Source organism: Paraburkholderia adhaesiva, assembly GCF_021390575.1.
GTDB classification, from domain to species: Bacteria; Pseudomonadota; Gammaproteobacteria; order Burkholderiales; family Burkholderiaceae; genus Paraburkholderia; species Paraburkholderia adhaesiva.
Genome location: NZ_JAJEJQ010000001.1, coordinates 786010 through 808461, shown reverse-complemented (window position 1 = coordinate 808461; position 22452 = coordinate 786010). Strand labels below are relative to the sequence as shown.

Annotated in this window: 24 protein-coding genes; 17 read left to right on the top strand and 7 right to left on the bottom strand. The window is 64.4% G+C overall.

What is annotated here, in order from left to right:
- Positions 1-6: 6 nt before the first annotated feature.
- The 4 genes from cysD to L0U80_RS03510 form a co-directional block, all read right to left on the bottom strand.
- Positions 7-969 (bottom strand): sulfate adenylyltransferase subunit CysD, encoded by a 963-nt coding sequence (gene cysD / locus L0U80_RS03525; protein WP_233862551.1) that lies wholly within the window; start codon positions 967-969, stop codon positions 7-9.
- A gap of 113 nt (positions 970-1082) precedes the next feature.
- Positions 1083-1838 (bottom strand): phosphoadenylyl-sulfate reductase, encoded by a 756-nt coding sequence (locus tag L0U80_RS03520; RefSeq protein ID WP_233862550.1) that lies wholly within the window; start codon positions 1836-1838, stop codon positions 1083-1085.
- On the bottom strand, positions 1835-2380 hold the full coding sequence (locus tag L0U80_RS03515; protein ID WP_233862549.1) for a DUF934 domain-containing protein: 546 nt from the start codon (positions 2378-2380) through the stop codon (positions 1835-1837). The genes L0U80_RS03520 and L0U80_RS03515 overlap by 4 nt, the downstream gene beginning before the upstream one ends.
- Before the next feature lie 32 nt (positions 2381-2412).
- The gene (locus L0U80_RS03510) at positions 2413-4092 is read right to left on the bottom strand and encodes a nitrite/sulfite reductase (protein WP_233862548.1); all 1680 of its coding nucleotides are present in this window, start codon (positions 4090-4092) and stop codon (positions 2413-2415) included.
- A gap of 271 nt (positions 4093-4363) precedes the next feature.
- Between L0U80_RS03510 and L0U80_RS03505 the strand changes: the two genes are divergently transcribed.
- The 4 genes from L0U80_RS03505 (at position 4364) to L0U80_RS03490 (ending at position 8003) form a co-directional block, all read left to right on the top strand.
- The gene (locus tag L0U80_RS03505; protein WP_233862546.1) at positions 4364-5305 is read left to right on the top strand and encodes a CysB family HTH-type transcriptional regulator; all 942 of its coding nucleotides are present in this window, start codon (positions 4364-4366) and stop codon (positions 5303-5305) included.
- A gap of 207 nt (positions 5306-5512) precedes the next feature.
- The gene (locus tag L0U80_RS03500) at positions 5513-6685 is read left to right on the top strand and encodes an ABC transporter substrate-binding protein (protein WP_233862544.1); all 1173 of its coding nucleotides are present in this window, start codon (positions 5513-5515) and stop codon (positions 6683-6685) included.
- Between the two features lie 245 nt (positions 6686-6930).
- A complete protein-coding gene (locus L0U80_RS03495) occupies positions 6931-7584 on the top strand; it encodes a protein-L-isoaspartate O-methyltransferase family protein (protein ID WP_233862543.1) in 654 nt (217 codons plus the stop codon).
- Positions 7585-7679: 95 nt separating this feature from the next.
- Positions 7680-8003: a rhodanese-like domain-containing protein gene (locus L0U80_RS03490; RefSeq protein ID WP_233862542.1), complete on the top strand. Its 324-nt coding sequence runs from the start codon at positions 7680-7682 to the stop codon at positions 8001-8003.
- Between the two features lie 83 nt (positions 8004-8086).
- Here L0U80_RS03490 and L0U80_RS31490 read toward each other — a convergent pair whose 3' ends face one another.
- Complete coding sequence (locus L0U80_RS31490) at positions 8087-8221, bottom strand: hypothetical protein (RefSeq protein WP_267954662.1); 135 nt, start codon at positions 8219-8221, stop codon at positions 8087-8089.
- A gap of 309 nt (positions 8222-8530) precedes the next feature.
- Here L0U80_RS31490 and urtA point away from each other — a divergent pair, with 309 nt between their 5' ends.
- From urtA to ureG, 12 genes are all read left to right on the top strand, one after another.
- Positions 8531-9829: an urea ABC transporter substrate-binding protein gene (gene urtA / locus L0U80_RS03485; RefSeq protein WP_233862541.1), complete on the top strand. Its 1299-nt coding sequence runs from the start codon at positions 8531-8533 to the stop codon at positions 9827-9829.
- 134 nt (positions 9830-9963) lie between these two features.
- Positions 9964-11601: an urea ABC transporter permease subunit UrtB gene (urtB, locus tag L0U80_RS03480; protein ID WP_373322094.1), complete on the top strand. Its 1638-nt coding sequence runs from the start codon at positions 9964-9966 to the stop codon at positions 11599-11601.
- A gap of 51 nt (positions 11602-11652) precedes the next feature.
- The gene (gene urtC / locus L0U80_RS03475; protein WP_233862540.1) at positions 11653-12837 is read left to right on the top strand and encodes an urea ABC transporter permease subunit UrtC; all 1185 of its coding nucleotides are present in this window, start codon (positions 11653-11655) and stop codon (positions 12835-12837) included.
- Positions 12838-12920: 83 nt separating this feature from the next.
- A complete protein-coding gene (urtD, locus tag L0U80_RS03470; protein WP_233865628.1) occupies positions 12921-13706 on the top strand; it encodes an urea ABC transporter ATP-binding protein UrtD in 786 nt (261 codons plus the stop codon).
- 54 nt (positions 13707-13760) lie between these two features.
- Positions 13761-14456: an urea ABC transporter ATP-binding subunit UrtE gene (urtE, locus tag L0U80_RS03465; RefSeq protein WP_233862539.1), complete on the top strand. Its 696-nt coding sequence runs from the start codon at positions 13761-13763 to the stop codon at positions 14454-14456.
- 67 nt (positions 14457-14523) lie between these two features.
- A complete protein-coding gene (locus L0U80_RS03460) occupies positions 14524-15432 on the top strand; it encodes an urease accessory protein UreD (protein ID WP_233865625.1) in 909 nt (302 codons plus the stop codon).
- Positions 15433-15674: 242 nt separating this feature from the next.
- Positions 15675-15977 carry an urease subunit gamma gene (ureA, locus tag L0U80_RS03455; RefSeq protein WP_028214299.1) on the top strand — a complete coding sequence of 101 codons (303 nt, stop codon included), beginning with the start codon at positions 15675-15677 and terminating at the stop codon, positions 15975-15977.
- Between the two features lie 20 nt (positions 15978-15997).
- Positions 15998-16303 carry an urease subunit beta gene (locus L0U80_RS03450; protein WP_233862538.1) on the top strand — a complete coding sequence of 102 codons (306 nt, stop codon included), beginning with the start codon at positions 15998-16000 and terminating at the stop codon, positions 16301-16303.
- Positions 16304-16341: 38 nt separating this feature from the next.
- Positions 16342-18048, top strand: coding sequence for an urease subunit alpha (gene ureC, locus L0U80_RS03445; RefSeq protein WP_233862537.1), 1707 nt, complete (start codon positions 16342-16344; stop codon positions 18046-18048).
- A gap of 30 nt (positions 18049-18078) precedes the next feature.
- Positions 18079-18654 (top strand): urease accessory protein UreE, encoded by a 576-nt coding sequence (ureE, locus tag L0U80_RS03440; protein ID WP_233862535.1) that lies wholly within the window; start codon positions 18079-18081, stop codon positions 18652-18654.
- Entirely contained in the window at positions 18641-19330 is a 690-nt protein-coding gene (locus tag L0U80_RS03435; RefSeq protein WP_233865623.1) for an urease accessory protein UreF, read from the top strand. Before ureE ends, L0U80_RS03435 begins: the two co-directional genes overlap by 14 nt.
- Before the next feature lie 13 nt (positions 19331-19343).
- Entirely contained in the window at positions 19344-19988 is a 645-nt protein-coding gene (gene ureG, locus L0U80_RS03430; protein WP_233862534.1) for an urease accessory protein UreG, read from the top strand.
- Between the two features lie 312 nt (positions 19989-20300).
- On the opposite strand, the gene L0U80_RS03425 is transcribed toward ureG, so the two are convergent.
- Complete coding sequence (locus L0U80_RS03425; protein ID WP_233862532.1) at positions 20301-20645, bottom strand: PAAR domain-containing protein; 345 nt, start codon at positions 20643-20645, stop codon at positions 20301-20303.
- On the opposite strand from L0U80_RS03425, the gene L0U80_RS03420 reads away from it, so the two are divergent.
- Positions 20644-21093, top strand: coding sequence for a hypothetical protein (locus L0U80_RS03420; RefSeq protein WP_233862531.1), 450 nt, complete (start codon positions 20644-20646; stop codon positions 21091-21093). The genes L0U80_RS03425 and L0U80_RS03420 overlap by 2 nt on opposite strands.
- 880 nt (positions 21094-21973) lie before the next feature.
- On the opposite strand, the gene L0U80_RS03415 is transcribed toward L0U80_RS03420, so the two are convergent.
- Positions 21974-22291 (bottom strand): hypothetical protein, encoded by a 318-nt coding sequence (locus tag L0U80_RS03415; protein ID WP_233862530.1) that lies wholly within the window; start codon positions 22289-22291, stop codon positions 21974-21976.
- Between the last annotated feature and the right edge of the window lie 161 nt (positions 22292-22452).

The following is a 22452-nucleotide window of genomic DNA, read 5'->3' as shown; positions in this document are numbered from 1 at the left end:
GGTGCCTTAGAAATAACCTTGCTTCTTGCGCTGTTCCATCGCGGCTTCGGACGTCTGGTCGTCCATGCGCGTCGCGCCGCGCTCGGTGATTTCCGTCACGGCGGTTTCGGCGATGATCTTCTCGACGTTGTCCGCATCGCTTTCCACCGGGCACGTGCAGCTGATGTCGCCCACCGTGCGGAAACGCACGACCGCCGTTTCGCTCGTCTCGCCCTCTTTCATTGGGGTCAGCGGCGTGACCGGCACGAGCAGACCATTGCGGCGCACGATCTCGCGCTCATGCGCGTAGTAGATCGGCGGCAGTTCGAGGTTTTCGCGCGCGATGTACTGCCACACGTCGAGTTCGGTCCAGTTCGAGATCGGGAACACGCGCAGGTGTTCGCCGTTATGCAGGCGCGCGTTGTAGAGGCTCCACAGTTCGGGGCGCTGCGCCTTCGGGTCCCATTGGCCGAATTCATCGCGGAACGAGAAAATGCGCTCCTTCGCGCGAGCCTTCTCTTCATCGCGACGCGCGCCGCCGATCATCGCCGTGTAACCATGTTGCTCGATGGTTTCGAGCAGCGTGACCGCTTGCGCGGCGTTGCGCGAATCCGTTTCGCGGCGCAGACGCACGGTGCCGCGCTTGATCGAATCCTCGACGTGGCCGACCACGAGCTGCGCGCCGATTTCGGCAGCGCGGCGGTCGCGGAAGTCGATCACTTCTTCGTAGTTGTGTCCCGTGTCGATATGCACGAGCGGAAACGGCAGCGAGGTCTTGCGGTTCGCGCCGAGGCCGAATGCCTTCAGGGCGAGCGCGAGCACGACCACGGAATCCTTGCCGCCCGAGAACAGCAGCGCGGGCTTGCTGCATTCGGCGACCAGTTCGCGCAGGATGTGGATCGACTCGGCTTCGAGCCAGTCGAGGTGGTCAATGCGGTTCGCGGTGACTTGTTGTGGAGCGTTCACGGTGGAATCGAGCGTCGTGCTCATATTGAGGTCCTTCGTTGTTCCGTGCCGCCATCAGGGGCACGGAATGCTTGCTCTACTCTGGCGCATGCTGCGGTTCAAATCCGCAGATCAAACTCACGCACCAGACCTTGATATTAGCTCTCGCGTTCCGATTGCCGCATTTCGACGACCGGAATCGCTGACAACGCCGTGATATGCAGCCCGCATTCCTTCGTGTCGCGCGACTCCCACCACCAACGGCCCGCGCGGCTGTCTTCACCGGGGCGCACGGCACGCGTGCAGGGTTCGCAGCCGATGCTCGGATAGCCGCGCGCGTGCAGCGGGTTCACCGGCACGTCGAAGGCGCGCAGATACGCCCACACTTCGGCTTCGGTCCAGTCGGTGAGCGGATTGAACTTGGCGATACCGCGCGCGTCGTCGCGCTCTTCCTCGTGCAGTTCCGCGCGCGTGACCGACTGTTCGCGGCGCTGGCCCGTCACCCAGGCCGACACACCGGCGAGCGCGCGGTTCAGCGGCTCGACCTTGCGAATTTCGCAGCAGCGCTTGCGCAGATCGACGCTCTCGTAGAACGCATTCAGACCGTGCTGCGCAACGTATTCGTCAACGGCGTCCTGCTGCGGGTGAAGCTGCTCGATCTCGTAGCCATAACGCTCGCGCACGCGGTCGAACATGCCGAGCGTTTCCGCATGGAGACGTCCGGTGTTCAGCGAGAAGATGCCGATCGCAACCGACCGCGACAGGATTGCGTGCGTGAGCAGCATGTCCTCGGCGGCGAGACTGCTCGCGAACTTCACGCTCGCGTGGCGTGCCGCGATCGAACCGAGCAGCGCGTCGAGCCGCGCGATCTTCGTCTGCAGCTCAGGCGTGATTTCGTCAGCGACGGTGCTCATGCTGCGCTACCGGTTTGTGCCTGCTGTGCGGCGCGGCGGCGAAAGAGCGGCGACGGTTCGTCGAACGCGCCCTGGTACTGCACGGTGAATTCCGTGAATGCTTTCAGCGCGTCGTGGATGTCCTTGTCGGCGCGCACAGCGTAGGCGTCGAAGCCGCAGCGTTCGTAGAAGTACAACTGGTCGCGCAGCACGTCACCAATCGCGCGCAGCTCGCCCTTGTAGCCAAAGCGCTCGCGCAACAGACGCGCAGTCGAATAGCCGCGGCCATCGCGGAACACCGGGAAATCGACGGCGATCAGCGCGAGCTTGTCGAAGTCCGCGGCGATGTCGGCGGGTTCGCTATCGGGCGCGAGCCACACGCCGAGTTCATCGCGCGACTTCTCGGCGACAAGCGCCTCGCGCGAAGACTGCCACAGCGCCAGCGGCACAATGACCTTGCCGGCGGGCAGCGCGGCGACTTCAGGCAGCGCGCCGTCTTCGGCGGGACGCACGACCGTCCAGTTGTCCTCGACGACCGCGCGGTTCTTGATAATCAGCGTCATGAAACTCAATCCTCGTTTTCGTGCGGTTCGGTTCAGGCGTGGGCCGGCTGGCGCGATGCGTACACGCGTTCCTTGAAGGGCGCGATGCCGATGCGGTCATAGGTGTCGATAAAGCGCTCACCGTTGATGCGGTTCGCAACGAACGTGGCGATCACCTTCTCCACGACGTCCGGCATTTCTTCGGCCGAGAACGACGGGCCGATCACGCGGCCAAGACGCGTACCGTTTGCGCCCGTGCCCTGCTCGCCGCCGAGCGAGACCTGATACCACTCGGCGCCGTCCTTATCGACGCCGAGCACGCCGATGTTGCCGACGTGATGGTGACCGCACGAATTCATGCAGCCCGAGATGTTGAGCGACAGGTCGCCCAGGTCGTGGACGTAGTCGAGATCGTCGAAACGTGCCTGGATGGCCGTCGCGATGGGAATCGACTTCGCATTCGCGAGCGAGCAGAAGTCGCCGCCCGGGCACGCGATAATATCAGTCAGCAAGCCGATGTTCGGCGTCGCAAAACCCACCGCCTTTGCCTTTTCCCAAAGCGCGAAAAGATCACGCTTCTTGACGTCGGCGAGGATCAGGTTCTGCTCGTGCGACACGCGGATATAGCCGAACGCGTATTCGTCGGCCCAGTCGGCCACGGCTTCCATCTGCTTGTCGGTGGCGTCGCCGGGGGCGATGCCGTGCGGCTTGAGCGAGAGCGTCACCGACGCGTAGCCCGACACGCGATGCGTGCGCACGTTACGCTCGACCCAGCGCGCAAAAGCGCGGTTCTCCAGCAGGTGCGTTTCGTAAGAGGCGTCGGTGTCGGCGAGCTTCTCATACGCGGGCGGCACGAAGTGTTGCGACACGCGGTCCACTTCGGCCTGCGTGAGCGTCGACGGGCCGTTCTTCAGGTGCTGCCACTCCTCTTCCACTTGCTGCGCGAACTTCGCGGGCGAGAGCGCCTTCACGAGGATCTTGATGCGCGCCTTGTAGAGGTTGTCGCGTCGGCCGTAGCGGTTGTACACCCGCAGCACGGCTTCGCAGTAGGTCAGCAGATGCTGCCACGGCAGATCACGCCTGATGATCGCGCCGACGATCGGCGTGCGGCCGAGCCCGCCGCCAGCGAGGATGCTCGCGACGATTTCGCCGTTTTCATTGCGATCGAGATAGACACCGAGGTCGTGGATCTGCACGGCCACGCGGTCCTCCTTCGAACCGGACACGGCAATCTTGAACTTGCGGGGCAGCCACGAGAATTCGGGGTGGAACGTCGACCACTGACGCAGGATTTCGGCCCACGGACGCGGGTCGATGATCTCGTCGGGCGCGACGCCCGCGAACTGGTCGGCGGTGATGTTGCGGATGTCGTTGCCCGAGGTCTGGATGCCGTGCATCTGCACCGACGCGAGCTTCGCGAGGATCTCCGGCGTTTCTTCGAGCTTGATCCAGTTGTACTGGATGTTCGTGCGCGTCGAGAAGTGGCCGTAGCCGCGATCATGCTCGCGCGCGATGCGCCCCAGCATGCGCAACTGGTCGCTGCGAAGGTTGCCGTACGGAATCGCGATGCGGTGCATGTACGCGTGGCGCTGCATGTACAGGCCGTTCTGCAGGCGAAGCGGGCGGAATTCGTCTTCGGTCAATTCGCCCGACAGGCGGCGGCGAACCTGGTCGCGGAACTGAGCGACGCGTTCGTCGACGATAGTCTGGTCGTACTGGTCGTATTGGTACATTCGGGGACCCCAGGGGTTTGGCTCGATCGCGGCGTTTCCTGCAGTGTTCCCGCAGCTTTCCTGCGGTTTTCCTGCAGCTCTCCTGTTACGCCGCGCACTCCGACTTCGACTGCGTTCCAGTCATCGCTCACCACCGGCGCTTTTAGTGCCGCCAGTCATGTGCTTATGACCAAAACAGATATCCATATTGGAAAAGTTGAGGGAATCGTAATAAACTGGCTTTATATTTCAAACGACTTAAAAATTAGGTTTATATGCCAAGGGGTTATATATGAACCTGCACCAGTTCCGGTTCGTGCGCGAAGCTGTTCGGCAGAACTTCAATCTCACCGATGCCGCCAAGGCGCTGTATACAAGTCAGCCAGGTGTCTCGAAGGCGATCATCGAGCTGGAGGACGAGCTTGGGGTCGAAATCTTCAAGCGGCACGGCAAGCGCGTGCGCTCGCTCACCGAGCCGGGGCGGCTTATCCTCGCCTCGGTGGAGCGCATCCTGCAGGAGGTCGAGAGCCTGAAGCGCGTCGGCAAGGACTACGCCGCGCAGGATCAGGGCAACCTGGTCATCGCCGCCACGCACACCCAGGCGCGTTACTCGCTGCCGACGGCGATCGCCGAATTCAAGCGGCGCTTCCCGAAGGTCCACCTGTCGATCCTGCAAGGCAGCCCGACCCAGGTCGCGGAAATGGTGCTCCACGACCAGGCCGACCTCGCCATCGCGACGGAAGCGATCTCCGGCTATAAGGAACTGGTGTCGCTGCCCTGCTTCACCTGGCACCATGTGGCGGTCATGCCCGACGATCACACGCTGCTGGAGCGCAAGCCGCTCTCGCTCGACGATCTGGCCCAATTTCCGCTGATCACCTATGACAACGCGTTCGCGGGCCGCACGAAGATCAACGAGGCATTCCGCCTGCGCGGCCTCACGCCCGACATCGTGCTGGAGGCCATCGACGCCGACGTCATCAAGACCTACGTCGAGCTGGGCCTCGGCGTGGGCATCATGGCCGACATCGCCTTCAACGCCGAACGCGACCGCCACCTGCGCGCGGTGCCGGTCGGGCATCTGTTCGGCAGCAACGTCACGCGTGTCGCACTCAAGCAAGGCGCGTATCTGCGCGGCTATGTGTACACGCTCGTCGAGCTGCTTTCGCCGACCCTGAACCGCAAGCTCATCGAGCAGGCGCTCAAGGGCGAACACGAGACTTACGAGCTTTAATGCTTCGGCGCTTCACTTCGGAGCTTCACATTAGTGAGCAAGACCCGAAGCACAGCAGGACAAGGCGCATCACAACGACAACTAGTGGCCGTCGATTGGAGCAAGCGTGAGTAAGCGCTTACGCGCTCGCCAGCCGGAGTCAGGCCCTTTAGCCCAGACTCCGGCCCAATCCGGTCGCATGCAGCTTTAACGCTGGAGACTCATCGCATGAAGTCGCACCCGTTCCTGCGCCCGCTCGCCGTCACGGCGACGGCCGCGCTCATCGCCGCGACGGCCGCACCCAGCGCCCACGCCGACCTGAAAGTGGGCATCGACCTGTCGAGCACCGGCCCCGCCGCCGCGATCGGCATCACGAGCAAGAACGCGATGTTGATGTGGCCCGCCATGATCGCGGGCCAGAAAACCGACTACATCGTGCTCGACGATGGCTCCGATCCGGGCGTGGCGGTGCGCAATATCCGCAAGCTCATCAACGAGAACCATGTCGACGTGATCGTCGGACCGAACATCACGCCGGCTGCGCTCGCGGCGCTCGATCCCGTGTCGGAGGGCAAAACGCCGATGATTACGCTGGTCGGGTCGGGATCGGTGGTCGAACCGCAGGAAGGCGCTCGCGTGTGGGCGTTCAAGATGGCGCAAACCGACGCCGCCATGGCCGACGTGATGACCCGTTACATGGCGGCGCACAACGTGAAGACGGTGGGCTTCATCGGCTTCGCGGACAGCTACGGCGACAGCTGGCTCAAGGAATTCACGAAGGCGGCCGGGGCGCGCCACATCGAGATCGTGGCGACCGAGCGCTATAACCGCACCGACGCGAGCGTCACCGGCCAGGTGCTCAAGCTGATCGCGGCGAAGCCCGACGCCGTGCTGATCGCAGGAGCAGGCACGCCGAGCGTGCTGCCGCAGCGCACGCTGGCCGGGTACGGCTACAAGGGCGTGATCTATCAGACGCACGGCATCGCAACGCCCGAGTTCATCAAGCTCGGCGGCAAGGACGTGGAAGGCACGCTGTTCCCGACGCAGCCGGTCGTCGTCGCGCGTACGCTGCCCGCCGACCAGCCGGCCCAGAAGGCGGCGCTCGCGTTTGTCGACGCCTACGAGGCAAAGTACGGCGCCGATACGGTCACGCAGTTCGCGGGCGATGCCGCGGGCGTCTATGCCCGCCTGCAGGATGCTGTAACTCACGCACTGAAGACCGCGCAGCCGGGAACGGAAGCGTTCCGCGTCGCGTTGCGCGGCGAGCTTGAGCACGCACATGAGCTGGTGGTGCCGAACGGCGTCGTGAACACGAGCGCGACCGACCACGTCGGCCTCGACCAGCGCGCGAGCGTGATGGGCACGATTCGCGGCGGCAAGTTCGTCTATCTCGCGCGGTGAGGCGGCGCTAGCGCCTCGCCGCGCCAGTTTGCAATGCATGCCGGCGTGGCCCCCGGGGGCGCCTCGATGCGGCGCCCGCGCGACACGGAGGCGCCCGGCTGAATCCGGGACAATGCCGACGCGAGGCGCTTTGGTACAATCCTGCGGTTGCCTGGCACCGTTTTCCAGCGGCCGCGCGGACCCCGCGCATCAGCTGTTCAGGCCGGGCTGTCCGTTCCGAAATCGAACCACAACGCCGAGTCACCATGAACATCGAACAAGCGCGTTTTAACATGATCGAGCAGCAGATTCGCCCCTGGGAAGTGCTGGACCAGGACGTGCTGAACCTGCTTTCGATCGTCAAGCGTGAGCAATTCGTCCCCGCGGCCTATGCAGACATCGCGTTCGCCGACCTCGAAATTCCGCTGCCCAACGGCCAGCACATGCTCGCACCGCGTGTCGAAGCACGCGTGCTGCAGGAGCTTGCGATCAAGAAGCACGAGAGCGTGCTCGAAATCGGCGCCGGTTCGGGCTATATGGCGGCGCTGCTCGCGAATCGCGCACAGCAGGTGCTGACCGTCGAAATCGACGCAGAACTCGCGGAATTCGCGCGCGCCAACCTGGCGAAGAACGGTGTGCTCAACGCCGAAGTCGCGCTCGGTGACGGCGCGAACGGCTGGCCCGCCAATGCGCCGTATGATGTGATCTGCGTCTCGGGCGGCCTGCCGGTCCTGCCGCAGCAACTGCTCGAGCAACTGAAGGTGGGCGGGCGTCTCGCCGCGTTCGTCGGCACCGCGCCGGTGATGGAAGCGCAGATCATCACCCGCATCGACGACAAGCAATACCGCATCGCCAGCGTGTTCGAGACGTATGTCGAGCCGCTGAAGAACGCCGTCCAGCCGTCGCGCTTCAAGTTCTGACGCCGGCTTCGACGCCGAATTTGACGCCGATTTTGACGTACTACGCGCGCCGGGCCCCATGGCCCGGCGTGGCTTTTTATCCGACCGGGTTTTTCATGCAGAATCTGACCGCTCCCGCCCTCGCCGAATGGCTCGCCGATAACTCACGCGCGGCCCCCGTGCTGCTCGACGTGCGCGAGCCGTGGGAAATCGAGACGGCGAAGATCGCAGGCAGCGTGTCGATTCCGATGCGCGAGATCCCCGCACGCAGCGAGGAACTGGACGACGAAGCGCAGATCGTCTGCGTGTGCCACCATGGCGCGCGCAGCGCCAATGTCGCGATGTTCCTCGAATCGCGCGGCTTCACGAAGGTGTTCAACCTGCAGGGCGGCATCGACGCGTGGTCGCGCCAGGTCGACCCCAAGGTGCCGACTTATTGATGGATCGCGGGCGGCGCGGCACCAAGCTTTGCCGCCAGACTCGCAGTCGATGAAAGGCGCGGCGCATGCCGCGCCTTTTTCGTTTACGCCACTTCGCGCAGAACAAGCGCCACCGTCGAGAAGATTTCCCCGATCCGCGCCTCATCGACGATGCTCGACGGCGAAATCCAGCCCAGGCACCGTGCCGTGCATGCACAGCAATGCAGCACAAACCGCATCGCCGGACCCCTTTGCACTACCAGGAACGCCTCGCGTGACGCGCGCTGCATGTTAGCGCACGCATCGATGCAACGACGCACTGCGACGATGCACTGCGCCCGAACATGCAACCTGGTGCACCACATCCATCCGCCGGGACAACCACAGCGTGACGTCGCGGGCCTTATTCCACAAGCATCGCGCACAAGCGCCCCACTGGCACGACGCTTGCAGTAGCACTGCTCGCAAGACAGGCCACTCAATGGGCGGCGCGTACCCACATGCGCCGGGCTCACGATTTCAACCATCCCACCGTGAAGGGGAAAAGCATGAAACGTCGAAGTCTGTTGAAACTCGGGACGATGTCGGCGGCGCTTGCTGCTGCGGGGCGCGTACCGTTCGCCCACGCGGACACCGGCCCGATCAAGGTTGGCATCCTGCACTCGCTATCGGGCACGATGGCGATTTCGGAGACCTCACTGAAAGACACCGCGTTGATGACGATCGCCGACATCAACAAGAACGGCGGCGTGATGGGCCGCCAGATCCAGCCGGTCGTGGTCGATCCGGCCTCCAACTGGCCGCTCTTCGCCGAAAAGGCGCGCCAGCTCCTCACCCAGGACAAGGTGGCATGTGTATTCGGCTGCTGGACGTCGGTGTCGCGCAAGTCGGTGCTGCCGGTGTTCGAGGAACTCAACGGCCTGCTCTACTACCCGGTGCAGTACGAAGGCGAGGAAATGTCGCGCAACGTGTTCTACACGGGCGCCGCGCCGAACCAGCAGGCGATTCCTGCCGTCGAGTACCTGATGAGCGCCGAAGGCGGCGGCGCGAAGCGCTTCTTCCTGCTCGGCACTGACTATGTCTATCCGCGCACGACCAACAAGATCCTGCGCGCCTTCCTCCATTCGAAGGGCGTTCAGGATGCGGACATTCAGGAGGTCTACACACCGTTCGGACACAGCGACTATCAGACCATCGTCGCGAACATCAAGACTTTCTCGCAGGGCGGCAAGACCACGGTCATCTCGACGATCAACGGCGACTCGAACGTTCCGTTCTACAAGGAACTCGGCAACCAGGGGCTCAAAGCCACCGACGTGCCGGTCGTCGCGTTCTCGGTGGGCGAAGAGGAACTGCGTGGCATCGACACCAAGCCGCTCGTCGGCCACCTCGCGGCCTGGAATTACTTCATGTCGGTGAAGGGTCCGGCGAACACGAAGTTCAGGGATCAGTTCGCCAACTGGGTGCAGACGCAGAATCTGCCGGGCGGCGCCAAACGCGTAACCAATGATCCGATGGAAGCGACCCTCGTCGGTATCCACATGTGGAAACAGGCGGTCGAAAAGGCGAAGAGCACGGACGTCGACAAGGTGCGCATGGCGATGATCGGGCAAACCGTCGCGGCGCCTTCGGGCTTCACGCTCACGATGGACGGCAACCATCACCTGCACAAGCCCGTGATGATCGGCGAAATTCGCGCGGACGGTCAGTTCAACGTGGTCTGGAAGACGAACAAGGCGATCCGCGCGCAGCCGTGGAGCCCGTTCATCTCCGGAAACGAGGGCAAGCCGGACGTGGTCAGCTCGACCGTGCTGCCCGACTTCCTGCGCCGCTCGCGCGTGGCCTGACCCATTGACGCAACGCTCGCGCCGCGCGCCTCGTGGGCGCGGTGCGTGGCGCTTGAGTCACACCGGGCCAGTCCAGGCCAGACCTGCCGCCGCGCGGCATTACGCGGCGGCTCCCCCTTCGATAAAGAGCGACCATGGTGCACTCTCTCCAGAGGTTGGCCCGAGCTTGCGCGCTGTTGCCGGTGCTGTTCGCCATGCTGTGCCAAAGCGCGCACGCACTCGACGCCGCCGACGTGACACCGCTCGGCGGCGACGACTTCGACGCGAAGTCCGCGGCCATCGACAGACTCATCGCGGCGCACGACGCCGCCTCGCTCGCGTTCCTCAAGGCGCTCTCCGACAACAACGTCACGGCGACCGATTCAGGCGTTGTGCTCGTGCAGGACGGCGCGGATGCACAAAGCGCACGCGACGCGATCACCGGCAAGCCCGTCTCCGCCGAAGTCGCGGGCAACGCGCAGCCTGTCACGCTCAACAACCTGCTGCGCTCGAAAGTGGCGGGCGCGGTGTCCGGCCTGCAACTCGCATCGCCCGATATCGAAACGCGTCGCGCGGCCATCGCAGGACTGTTGAAGAATCCAGACCCGGCGATGAAGCCGATGATCGACGCCGCGCGCGCGAAGGAAACCGACCCGGCGCTCAAGCGCCGCCTCGACGTCCTCTGGGCGATGAGCGCGCTGCACGACCCCGACGCGGCCGCGCGCCGCGAAGCCGCGAAGCTCGTCGCGTCGCGGCACGACCTCGACATGTACGAACTGCTCCGCCCGCTCGTCGCGAAGACTTCAACGGGCGCGTGGGCCGAACCCGATGCGCAGGTGCGCGCCGCCGCCCAGGAAGGCATCGCCGCACTCGACGCGATCCAGCGCCGCAGCGCCATCGCGGGCACGCTGTTCGCCGGGCTCTCGCTCGGCAGCGTGCTGCTGCTCGCCGCGCTCGGGCTCGCGATCACATATGGCCTCATCGGCGTCATCAACATGGCGCACGGTGAGTTTCTGATGATCGGTGCGTACGCGACGTATGTCGTGCAGACGCTCGTGCAGCACTACGCGCCGGGCGCGTTCAACTGGTATCCGCTGTTCGCGGTTCCCGCCTCGTTCGTTGCCGCCGCGCTCGTGGGCGCCATCATCGAGCGGCTCGTGATCCGCCATCTCTATGGACGCCCGCTCGAAACCCTGCTCACCACGTTCGGCATCAGCCTGATCCTCATTCAGGTCACGCGGACGATCTTCGGCGCGCAGAACGTGCAAGTCGAAAACCCCGCGTGGATGAGCGGCGGACTCACCGTCATGCCCAACCTCATCCTCCCGTACAACCGCCTCGCGATCCTGGCGTTCTCGCTGATCGTCGTGGGCATCGCGTGGGCCGTGCTCACGAAGACGCGCCTGGGCCTCTTCGTGCGCGCCGTCACGCAGAACCGCCGCATGGCCGCGTGCGTCGGCGTGCGGACCGCGCGCGTCGATGCCTGGGCGTTCGCGTTCGGTGCGGGCGTCGCGGGCCTCGGCGGCTGCGCGCTCTCGCAGATCGGCAATGTCGGCCCCGATCTCGGCCAGAACTACATCATCGATTCGTTCATGGCCGTCGTGCTGGGCGGCGTCGGCCAGATCGCGGGCACTGTTATCGGCGGCTTCGGTCTCGGGCTCGTCAGCAAGGCAATCGAGCCGTTCTGGGGCGCGGTCCTCGCCAAGATCGCCGTGCTCGTGCTGATCGTGCTGTTCATCCAGAAGCGTCCGCAGGGGCTCTTTGCCCTGAAGGGCCGTAGCGCTGAGGCATAAAAATGAAACGACCCCCATGCGCCCTTCGGTCGTGGCCCGGCGAGTACTGACATGACCACCATCACCTCGACGCCCCCGCGCACCACGTATGGTCCGCCCGCGCCGCCCAGCGGCGACGGCCCCGAAACCTTCGCGCTCGGCCTGCCCGCGCGTGCGCCGCTGCTCACACGGCGCGCCTGGTACGCACTGATCGCGCTGATTCTCGCCATCGGCGCGGGCGTGCCGCTGTGCGCGCTCGTGCTGCCGCAGTCGAGCGCGTTCCATCTCTCTGCCTACGCATTGACGCTCGCCGGCAAGCTGATGTGCTATGCAATTGCGGCGCTCGCGCTCGATCTCGTGTGGGGCTACTGCGGCATCCTGAGTCTCGGCCACGGCCTCTTCTTCGCGCTGGGCGGCTACGCGATCGGCATGTACCTGATGCGCGAGATCGGCCATGAGGGCAAGTACGGCAGCGACCTGCCCGACTTCATGGTGTTCCTCGACTGGCATCAACTGCCGTGGTACTGGCACGGCACGCAGCATCTCGCCTACGCGCTCACGCTCGTCGTGCTCTTGCCCGCGGTGCTCGCGTGGGTGTTCGGCTTCTTCACGTTCCGCTCGCGCGTGAAGGGCGTGTATCTCTCGATCATCACGCAAGCCATGACGTTCGCCGCGATGCTGCTCTTCTATCGCAACGAAACGGGCTTCGGCGGCAATAACGGGTTCACCGATTTCAAGCGCATTGCCGGATTTCCGATCACGCACCCAGGCACGCGCACCGTGCTCTTTCTCATGACCTTCGCCACGCTCGTGCTCGCGTTTCTCGCGGCGCGCGCGATCGTCACGTCGAAGCTCGGCCGCGTCGTCACCGCCGTGCGCGACGGCGAAACGCGGCTCATGTTTCTCGGCTACAGCCCGCTCGGCTACAAGCTGTTCGTGTGGACCGTCTCGGCGATCCTGTGCGGCATCGCGGGCGCACTCTATGTGCCGCAGGTCGGCATCATCAACCCGAGCGAGATGTCGCCGGGCAACTCGATCGAAATGGCGATCTGGGTGGCCGTGGGCGGACGCGGCACGCTGATCGGCCCCATCATCGGCGCGTTCGCCGTGAACGGTGCGAAGAGCTTTTTCACCGCGTATTTCGCGGAGTACTGGCTCTTCTTCCTCGGCCTCATCTTCGTGCTCGTGCCGCTGTTGCTGCCGGGCGGCATCATGGGCCTCATCGAACTCGTCACGAAGCGAGAGAAGCGCGAATGAACGCAAACGCCCAACCAAGCGCCCCGCTCAACGCCGATTCATCCGACGACTTCGACCGGCCGACGCTCTCCGGCGTGGCGAAAATGGGCCACGTCGTCGAGCCGGGCGTGATCGACACATCGCACGGCACGATCCTCTATCTGGAGGACGTGACGGTGAGCTTCGATGGCTTTCGCGCGCTCAACAAGCTCACGCTCTCGATCGACGTAGGCGAACTGCGCTGCGTGATCGGCCCGAACGGCGCGGGCAAGACGACGATGATGGACGTCATCACCGGCAAGACCGAGCCCGACTCGGGCAAGGTATTTCTCGGCCAGACGCTCGACCTCACGCGCATGAACGAACCAGCCATCGCGCGCGCGGGCATCGGGCGCAAGTTCCAGAAACCGACCGTGTTCGAGCAGCATCCCGTGTGGGAGAACCTCGAACTTGCCATGAAGGCCGACAAGGGCTGGTTCGCCACGCTGCGCGCGAGGCTCGACCGCGAGGCGCAGGCGAAGATCGAAGAGACGCTCGAAGTGATCCGTCTGGAAAGCGACGCGCGTCGGCTCGCAGGCGAACTTTCGCACGGCCAGAAGCAGCGGCTCGAAATCGGCATGCTGCTGATGCAGCGCCCGGCGCTCCTGCTGCTCGACGAGCCCGCCGCGGGCATGACCGACGACGAGACGATGGAACTCGCCGCCCTGCTGAACCGCCTGCGCGGCAGCTGCTCGATGATGGTGGTCGAGCACGACATGGAATTCGTCGCGGCACTGGCGGGCGCAACCGGCCGCGTGACCGTGATGGCAGAAGGCAGCGTGCTTGCCGATGGCACGCTCGAAGATGTGAAGCGCGAAGAGGCGGTGATCGAATCGTATCTTGGCCGGTGACAGTACACCCCGAGTCCACCCCGAGTCCACCCCGCGTACACGACAGGCATCGACATGCTGACAATTGAATCGTTGAACCAGTACTACGGCGGCAGCCACATCCTGCGCGATGTCTCGATGACCGTACCGGAGGGCAAGCTCACCGTGCTGCTCGGGCGCAATGGCGTGGGCAAGACCACGTTGCTGCGCTGCCTGATGGGCATCGTGCCCGCGAAAAGCGGCTCGATCGCGTGGAACGACCGGGTCCTCACGAAACTGCCGACGTGGTCGCGTGTCGCCAATGGCCTTGCCTATGTGCCGCAGGGCCGCGACATCTTCGGGCGGCTTACCGTCGAGGAGAATCTGCTGGTTGGCGCCGCGAGCAAAAAGCGCGCGCCCGCGCGCGTTCCCGATCACATCTACACGCTCTTTCCCGTGCTCAAGGACATGAGGGCGCGGCGCGGCGGCGATCTCTCCGGCGGCCAGCAGCAGCAGCTTGCGATTGGCCGCGCGCTGATGAGCGAGCCGCAACTGCTGATTCTCGACGAGCCCACCGAGGGCATCCAGCCTTCGATCATTCAGGACATCGGGCGAACATTGCGTGCGTTGGTCGAGGAGATGCACATGACGGTGCTGCTCGTCGAGCAGTACTACGATTTCGCGAAGGCCATCGCGGACCACTACTGGGTCATGAGCCGCGGAGAAATCGTCGCGGGCGGCGATGGCGCGAATATGGACGCCGATGGCGTACGCGCCCTGATCGCGGTTTGAACGAGGATCATCCGGCGTGAACGCGCGTGCTATCCTCGACGCCACCTGCCCCCCTCCTGTCCCCAGCATGTCGCTTCACGAAGACCACGCCGCGCTTGCCGCGGCTCTCCAGTCTCGTTGCGCCACCGCGCAGGAATGGCCGGCGCGCCTCGAACTTGGCTTCGAACGTCAAGGCGCGCGCACGGTGCTCGCACATCGGCGTCACGTGGGGCCGCTGCGCGTTCAACGGCCGCTCTATCCCGAAGGCGATGCGATCTGCCATGCGGTGATCGTGCATCCACCCGCGGGGATTGCAGGCGGCGACAGGCTCGACATCGACGTGAGCGTCGGCGACCACGCGCACGCCGTACTGACCACGCCCGGCGCGACGAAATGGTACAAGTCGAACGGACGCGTGGCGCGCCAGCGCATTGCGCTCCACCTCGGCGACGGCGCGAAGCTCGACTGGCTGCCGCAAAACAACCTGATCTTCGATCACGCCCACGCCGAGCTGGAGTTCTCGCTGACGCTTGGCGCGAACGCGACGGCCATCGGCTGGGACGCCGTGCAGTTGGGACGCCAGGCCGCAGGCGAACGCTGGTCGGCGGGCATGCTGCGCTCGCTGACACGCGTCGAGCGAGCCGCGCAGAACCACGACGAGCCTGCCGATCTGCTCTGGTTCGAACGCACGCTGCTCGACGCCGACGATCCGTTGCGCGATGCACCGCAAGGCCTCGCGGGCTATCCGGCGTTTGGCGTGCTGTGGGCTGTGAGCCCCGCCTGCGACGACGCGCTCGCGCAGCAACTCGCCGCCTCGCTACCGTTTGGCGACGCGCTGCGCGGCGGCGTGACCTGCGTCTGCCCCGGCGTCCTGCTAGTGCGCGTGCTCGCGCGATCGATGGAGCCGTTGCAACAAACGCTCACGCGCTGCTGGACGGCATTGCGTCACACAATCCACGGCGTCGACGCCACGCCGCTGCGCCTCTGGACCACCTGATCCACCTGATCCGCAGCGCACGCACCATCACGGAATCCTCACGCACCGCATCGCGGCGCAGCAACGCCATCGCGGTGCATTGTGGTGCATCGACATCATGAAGATGGTGCATCCAGGCTGTCCCCATCACTGGCATGGGCCTTGCTGAGGGTTCGCGTGCTGCAAAGCGACCGCAACCGGGCTCTTTTACGCTGCGGCGCGGCGCAAATTTGCGCGCCGCCCGTCCCAACCGACTCCGAACAATGAAGCTCACGCCACGCGAAAAAGACAAGCTTCTGATCTTCACCGCCGCGCTGCTTGCCGAAAGGCGCCGGGCACGCGGCCTCAAGCTCAACTATCCGGAGGCGGTCGCGTTCATCAGCGCCGCGCTCATGGAAGCGGCCCGCGACGGCAAGACAGTCGCCGAGGTCATGCACTACGGCACCACGCTGCTCACGCGCGAGGATGTGATGGAGGGCGTGCCGGAGATGATCCCCGACATCCAGGTCGAAGCAACCTTCCCGGACGGCACGAAGCTCGTCACCGTCCATCATCCGATTCCGTGAACCTGTGAATGGGGCCGCGCATGATCCCCGGCGAAATGCTGATCGAAGACGGTGAAATCGAACTGAACGCGGGCCGCCCGACCGTCACTGTGACGGTGGCCAATAAGGGTGATCGTCCGGTGCAGGTCGGATCGCACTACCACTTCCACGAAGTCAACGAAGCGCTGGCGTTCGACCGCGACGCCGCGCGCGGCTTCCGCCTGAACATCGCGGCGGGCACGGCCGTGCGCTTCGAGCCCGGCCAGGAGCGCACCGTCGAACTGGTCGCACTCGCGGGCGATCGTGCCGTCTACGGCTTCAACGGCAAGATCATGGGCCCGCTCTGAGCGCCGACGACGCGCCCCACATTCATCAGGAATCCGATATGCCTTTGAAAATCGGCCGCCGCGCCTACGCAGAAATGTTCGGCCCGACCACTGGCGACCGCGTGCGGCTCGCCGACACCGAACTCCTCATCGAAATCGAGCGCGATTACACCGTCTATGGCGACGAGGTTAAGTTCGGCGGCGGCAAGGTGATCCGCGACGGCATGGGCCAGTCGCAACGCCTCGCGGCTGAAGTGGCCGACACGGTCGTCACGAACGCGGTGATCGTCGATCACTGGGGCATCGTGAAGGCCGACATCGGCGTCAAGGATGGGCGTGTCTGGCGCATCGGCAAGGCGGGCAATCCGGACGTGCAGCCTGGCGTGACGATTCCCATCGGCGCCGCGACCGAAGTGATCGCGGGCGAAGGGCTGATCGTGACCGCGGGCGGAGTCGATTCGCACATCCATTTCATCAGCCCGCAGCAGATCGACGAAGCGCTGGCCTCGGGCGTGACCACAATGCTTGGCGGCGGCACGGGTCCCGCGACGGGCACCAACGCCACGACCTGCACGCCGGGTCCGTGGCACCTGGAGCGCATGCTGCAGGCCGCCGACGGCTGGCCGATGAACCTCGGCTTTCTCGGCAAGGGCAACGTGAGCCAGCCACAGCCCGCCCTGGAGCAGATCGCAGCGGGCGCGGTCGGCCTGAAGCTGCACGAGGACTGGGGCTCCACGCCCGCCGCCATCGACAACTGCCTCACCGTGGCCGACGCCACCGACACGCAGGTCGCCATCCACACCGATACGCTGAACGAAGCGGGCTTCGTGGAAGCGAGCGTCGCGGCGTTCAAGGGCCGCACGATCCACACGTACCACACCGAAGGCGCGGGCGGCGGCCACGCGCCCGACATCATCAAGGTGTGCGGCGAGCCGAACGTGCTGCCCTCCTCGACCAATCCCACCCGCCCGTACACGGTCAACACGCTCGACGAGCACCTCGACATGCTGATGGTCTGCCATCACCTCGATCCGTCGATTGCCGAGGACATCGCGTTCGCCGAATCGCGCATCCGCCGCGAAACGATCGCCGCCGAAGACATCCTGCACGACCTCGGCGCCTTGTCCATGCTTTCTTCGGATTCGCAGGCAATGGGCCGCGTGGGCGAGGTCATCATCCGGACGTGGCAGACCGCGCACAAGATGAAGGTCCAGCGCGGCGCGCTGCCCGAAGACACCGTGCGTCACGACAACTTCCGCGTCAAGCGCTACGTCGCGAAGTACACGATCAATCCTGCCATCACGCACGGCATCGCGCATGAAGTGGGCTCGATCGAGCCGGGCAAGTGGGCCGACCTCGTCTTCTGGGAGCCCGCGTTCTTCGGCGTCAAGCCCTCGCTCGTGCTAAAGGGCGGCATGATCGCGCTCGCGCAGATGGGCGACCCGAACGCGTCGATCCCGACACCACAGCCGGTTCATTATCGCGAGATGTTCGCCACGCGCGGTCGTGCGCTCGCGCAGACCTCGCTTACGTTCGTCTCGCAGCTTGCGCTCGACAAGCGCATACCGGAGCGCATCGGCCTGCAAAGACATGTGGTGGCCGTGCGTAACTGCCGCAACGTGACGAAGGCCGACATGATTCACAACGCGTGGCAACCGTCGATCAGCGTCGATCCGGAAACCTATGAGGTCGTCGCGGACGGCCAGTTGCTCACGTGCGAGCCCGCCACGGTGTTGCCGATGGCGCAGCGATATTTCCTGTTCTGAGTTGAAGCTCCGGGCCCGGCGAGTACTGACATGCGCACGATCGACAAACGACTCAACACGAAGCTCGCAGCGGTGCTGATCCGGCGTGCGCCGACGCTCACGCTGCCCTTTGAGGCGCGCTGCAAGAGCCGCTTCGCGGCTACGCTCGATACGGGCGAAGACGTGGGCGTCGTGCTGCCGCGCGGCACGGTGCTGCGCGACGGCGACATGCTGGTCGCCGACGACGGCGGCCTCGTGCGCGTGATCGCCGCCGCGCAAAGCGTGCTGCTCGTGCGCGCGAGCGAGCCCATCACGCTCACACGGGCCGCGTATCACCTCGGCAACCGGCACACGCCGGTCGAGGTGGGCACGGACGAACTCAAGCTCGAAGCGGACCCCGTGCTCGAAGACATGCTCAAGCGCCTCGGCGTTCAGGTGGAGCATGCGACGCTGCCGTTTCAGCCCGAAACGGGCGCCTACGGCGGCGGGCACAGACACGGCCACGACGACACCTACGCGGACGACTACGCACTGGCGCAGCGCGTCTTCGACGAGCATCACGGCCACGAGCATCCGCACGAACATGGCCACAACCACGATCACGGCCACGGCCATGCACATCGCTGAACTCACCGCGCTGCTGCATCTCGCCTCGCCGGCGCTGCCGGTCGGCGCATTCAGCTATTCGCAGGGGCTCGAAGCGGCCATCGACGCCCAACTGGTCACGAACGCCGACGACTGCGCGCGCTGGATCGAAAGCGGACTCGCGACCGTGCTCGCGCCGGGCGAACTGCCGTTCGTGGCTCATCAGATGGCGCGCTGGCGCACTCACGATGAACACGACGCACAAGCGTTGATCGAAACAAACGCGCAATTCATCGCGAGCCGCGAATCGGCGGAACTGCGACGCGAAACAGCACAGATGGGCTGGTCGCTGCGCCAGCTTTGCACGCAGCTCGAATGGGGCGACGCCGCACGGCGCGCCACGCTCGATCGCATGTCGCCCGTGGCTCACCCCAGCGCCTTTGCGTTCGCGGCCTCTACTCACGACGCCGCCGCCGAATCGGCGCTTGCGGCCTACGCGTTCAGCTGGGTCGAAAACCAGACGGCCGCGGCGCTCAAAGCGGTACCGCTCGGCCAGCTAGCGGGCGCGCGCATCATCGTCGCGCTGCGTCCGCTGATCGAAAAGGCTGTCGCGCGCGCGCTCGCCACGCCACCCGACGCACTCAATACATTCGCGCCGCAACTCGGGATTCTCTCGGCGCGGCACGAATCGCAATACTCGCGGCTTTTCCGCTCCTAGGTGCCCAAGCGACATGAACACGATACAGACGAAGAAGCGAACGAAGAAGCTGCCGGCGCTGCGTGTCGGCGTCGGCGGGCCGGTTGGCTCCGGCAAGACCACGCTGCTCGAAATGCTCTGCAAGGCGATGCGCGAGCGCTACGACCTCGTCGCCATCACCAACGACATCTACACCAAGGAGGACCAGCGTCTCCTGACCGTAGCGGGCGCGCTGCCCGCCGAGCGCATCATGGGCGTCGAGACCGGCGGCTGTCCGCACACGGCGATTCGTGAGGACGCATCGATCAACCTCGAAGCCGTCGACCAGATGCTCACGCGCTTTCCCGAGGCGGACATCGTGTTCATCGAATCGGGCGGCGACAATCTCGCGGCCACGTTCAGCCCCGAGCTTTCGGATCTCACGATCTACGTGATCGACGTCGCGGGCGGCGAGAAGATTCCGCGCAAGGGCGGCCCCGGCATCACGAAGTCGGACCTGCTCGTCATCAACAAGACCGACCTCGCGCCGCTCGTGGGCGCGAACCTCGACGTCATGGCATCGGATGCGAAGAAGATGCGCGGCGAGCGGCCGTTCGTGATGTGCAACCTGAAGGCCCTGGATGGCCTCGATCAGGTCGTTGCGTTCATCGAGGAAAAGGGTTTGCTCGTGGCGCGATGAGGGTCGTGCGACGCCATGGGCTCAGACCATGTTCACGATCTTCACGGCGGAAGCGCCAGGAAGACCCGACGGAGAAGCTGCAAGCTCCGGCATTGAGCTCTCACAGACACTGGCACGGCTCCAACAACGCAAACGAACACCCAGCGCAGTGGCGCGACACCTGAAAGTGCAGTTCGACACAATCGGCGATCTGCATGGAGTCACCTGTTGACAGTGGTATCTGATCGACGAGTTTGGTGGCCTGATACCGTCATCGAGCCTCACACACGAAATTCCGGATACCGTCTATTTCCCACGACTTGCGAAAAATGCCTAACTCGCTTTGGGCTTCGCGACTGCCTTTCCGTCCTGGCGTTCAGCGAGATCGTCGTGCCATGTTTCGCCCGCAAGGGTGGCGACGACACGGCGGGGCGTCGAGCAATTGCAGCACACGATATCGCCATCTAACGCAATTTCCCGCGAGCCTCCATAAACGGGGCGATGCGGACCACCCGCTTTTGCAATCACGCCAGTGCTCTCGCACACGCTGCAGTATGCTTTGCTGCCAATCAGCGCGGCCACGTGACCGTGCGCGCGGAAACCGGTCCCTTGATCACCAGCGAGAATTTCGCCGCCGCCGTCCAGCGTGTCGCCTACTACTGCAATACGACGCCTCATGTTGTTCCCTTTCGTGATGTGTCCGCAGCCATCGCTGCGAATGCAACCGTACCTTGCCGACCTTCCCCGCAGCGTCCAGGCCCCGTACCGCAGTGGAACGCCCACGCTGAACGGCGTTTGTCCCTTCGCGCCGGAGGATTATCTGAAACCTCGTGCAGGCAATCTCATGTCCGGCGCCTTGCCACTAGCCGACAACCGCTTCACCGCGCGATTCATACCCGTATTTCGCGTGGGGGGAGAAAGCGCGATACCTGGATGGCAGACCGAGACCGCGACGCGAAAAAACCACCAGGCGGCAGGCACCTGGCTGACTTTGCCGATCCAGTTCTGGCATGCATGCCTTGCCACGAATGATTTTCCGTTCCTGAGTCGTTCGGTGTATTTATTGTTTTTGGCTCGCATTGGCACAGATGGCGTAGTCCGTAGCCGCAATGCGAGGCAGCGTTAGAAAACCGCAAGCCGTCGCTTGCGCGGCGCTCCCGATCTGTCCTGACGCAGAAAACCATCCGGTCGATCACGCTTCCCTGCCGGCTAAGATCCAGGCTACTTCGTCACCGTGGCGGCGCGTCCAGTACCGCATTTGCGTCAATGTCGAGGATGAACCACTGCGCGTTAGTCCGCACTCCCTTCTTAGGCAGCGGAACGGTGCGGTTCCAGCAATACGCGATGCATTCCTTGTCGCGTTCAGCGCTGCCAGTGCTCTGGACGGTAGTCACGCGGACCACGGTCCCCTTTGCACCGAAGAACAGTTTGAATCGTCCCTTGCCCCATGGTGGCATCATCGCCGCCCCGTCTCAATGTGTCATCCCGCAATCCCGGACATGTCGCGGCATCTCAATTCGCGCCGCAGCAAGGCTCGGTCTCCAACCCCATGCTACAAGTCACAGCCTGCGGCGTGCCAGTCTCACACTACTTCATTCACACCAGCATCCCGCAATTTGTCGTTCCAGATTCAGACGTCACTGCCCAGCGAAGCACGCAAAGTTGCTGTCGTCTACAAAATCGATCGACATCGTTTGAAATACGCCCGGCGTTGTTGTACGCCTCATGCTCGCGCTACAAGTGACCTGCCCCAATATTGCGCCTGATCGGGGCGATCAGCGCCTTTAGCCCACCGTCATTCAGAAACAAACGTAAGTCCATTGCCCACACGCCCATGGGGTGCAAATGGCATCGGGCCAGCGCTACCAACGATAGAAGGAAAGTCGCCGAGCGGGAAGCACAACATTACGGTTGCTGTCGTCGAACCTGCGGAAACCGGCTACCGTTTGCTTTCGCTACAACCAACTGCCCTGCATCGCCATGATGCATCCGTGACACGGTCTTTCTCAGAACATCTGCCCGGCCATCGTAATGCCGATGAGAACCCCGCCGATCAGCCCGACTGTGCGACCCCGCATAAGCTGGTCGAGGTCCTCGTCGAGGACCCATGGCTGGCGTCGGCCGTTCCATATCGTGCGTAGCAGCAGCGGCCGCGGAAACAGCACCGCCGCCGAAATCATCACCGGCACCGCGAGGCGTACAAACGAGTCGGCATAGCGCCGCGAAGGGAAATCCAGCCAGATCGCCAGGATGACGATAGCCGCCGTGAGCAACGCGCCGGTGATGGCGCCCGAAACGAGCCGGTCTGTTGAATTGTTGAACATGATGTTGGTCCTGAAGTCGTAAATCCGTCCAATGCCTTCGTCATACCCAATCGGCCGCGGTGCGTTCGCCGGGATCCGCCCGATACGTCAGCCAGATTCGCCACACCTGCGACTCGCGTCGTATCCGGCCAACCACACCATTCCAGTCCCGGCTGCTGCGA

Coding starts and splice junctions, on each gene's coding strand:
- L0U80_RS03450 (WP_233862538.1), top strand. CDS start 15,998: ATGATCCCCGGCGAAATGCTGATCGAAGACGGTGAAATCGAACTGAAC.
- L0U80_RS03420 (WP_233862531.1), top strand. CDS start 20,644: ATGTTGTTCCCTTTCGTGATGTGTCCGCAGCCATCGCTGCGAATGCAA.
- L0U80_RS03490 (WP_233862542.1), top strand. CDS start 7,680: ATGCAGAATCTGACCGCTCCCGCCCTCGCCGAATGGCTCGCCGATAAC.
- urtB (WP_373322094.1), top strand. CDS start 9,964: ATGGTGCACTCTCTCCAGAGGTTGGCCCGAGCTTGCGCGCTGTTGCCG.
- L0U80_RS03520 (WP_233862550.1), bottom strand. CDS start 1,838: ATGAGCACCGTCGCTGACGAAATCACGCCTGAGCTGCAGACGAAGATC.
- urtD (WP_233865628.1), top strand. CDS start 12,921: ATGGGCCACGTCGTCGAGCCGGGCGTGATCGACACATCGCACGGCACG.
- L0U80_RS03505 (WP_233862546.1), top strand. CDS start 4,364: ATGAACCTGCACCAGTTCCGGTTCGTGCGCGAAGCTGTTCGGCAGAAC.
- L0U80_RS03415 (WP_233862530.1), bottom strand. CDS start 22,291: ATGTTCAACAATTCAACAGACCGGCTCGTTTCGGGCGCCATCACCGGC.
- L0U80_RS03510 (WP_233862548.1), bottom strand. CDS start 4,092: ATGTACCAATACGACCAGTACGACCAGACTATCGTCGACGAACGCGTC.
- cysD (WP_233862551.1), bottom strand. CDS start 969: ATGAGCACGACGCTCGATTCCACCGTGAACGCTCCACAACAAGTCACC.
- L0U80_RS03460 (WP_233865625.1), top strand. CDS start 14,524: ATGTCGCTTCACGAAGACCACGCCGCGCTTGCCGCGGCTCTCCAGTCT.
- urtC (WP_233862540.1), top strand. CDS start 11,653: ATGACCACCATCACCTCGACGCCCCCGCGCACCACGTATGGTCCGCCC.
- L0U80_RS31490 (WP_267954662.1), bottom strand. CDS start 8,221: ATGCGGTTTGTGCTGCATTGCTGTGCATGCACGGCACGGTGCCTGGGC.
- L0U80_RS03495 (WP_233862543.1), top strand. CDS start 6,931: ATGAACATCGAACAAGCGCGTTTTAACATGATCGAGCAGCAGATTCGC.
- ureE (WP_233862535.1), top strand. CDS start 18,079: ATGCGCACGATCGACAAACGACTCAACACGAAGCTCGCAGCGGTGCTG.
- urtE (WP_233862539.1), top strand. CDS start 13,761: ATGCTGACAATTGAATCGTTGAACCAGTACTACGGCGGCAGCCACATC.
- L0U80_RS03515 (WP_233862549.1), bottom strand. CDS start 2,380: ATGACGCTGATTATCAAGAACCGCGCGGTCGTCGAGGACAACTGGACG.
- ureC (WP_233862537.1), top strand. CDS start 16,342: ATGCCTTTGAAAATCGGCCGCCGCGCCTACGCAGAAATGTTCGGCCCG.
- L0U80_RS03435 (WP_233865623.1), top strand. CDS start 18,641: ATGCACATCGCTGAACTCACCGCGCTGCTGCATCTCGCCTCGCCGGCG.
- L0U80_RS03500 (WP_233862544.1), top strand. CDS start 5,513: ATGAAGTCGCACCCGTTCCTGCGCCCGCTCGCCGTCACGGCGACGGCC.
- L0U80_RS03425 (WP_233862532.1), bottom strand. CDS start 20,645: ATGAGGCGTCGTATTGCAGTAGTAGGCGACACGCTGGACGGCGGCGGC.
- urtA (WP_233862541.1), top strand. CDS start 8,531: ATGAAACGTCGAAGTCTGTTGAAACTCGGGACGATGTCGGCGGCGCTT.
- ureA (WP_028214299.1), top strand. CDS start 15,675: ATGAAGCTCACGCCACGCGAAAAAGACAAGCTTCTGATCTTCACCGCC.
- ureG (WP_233862534.1), top strand. CDS start 19,344: ATGAACACGATACAGACGAAGAAGCGAACGAAGAAGCTGCCGGCGCTG.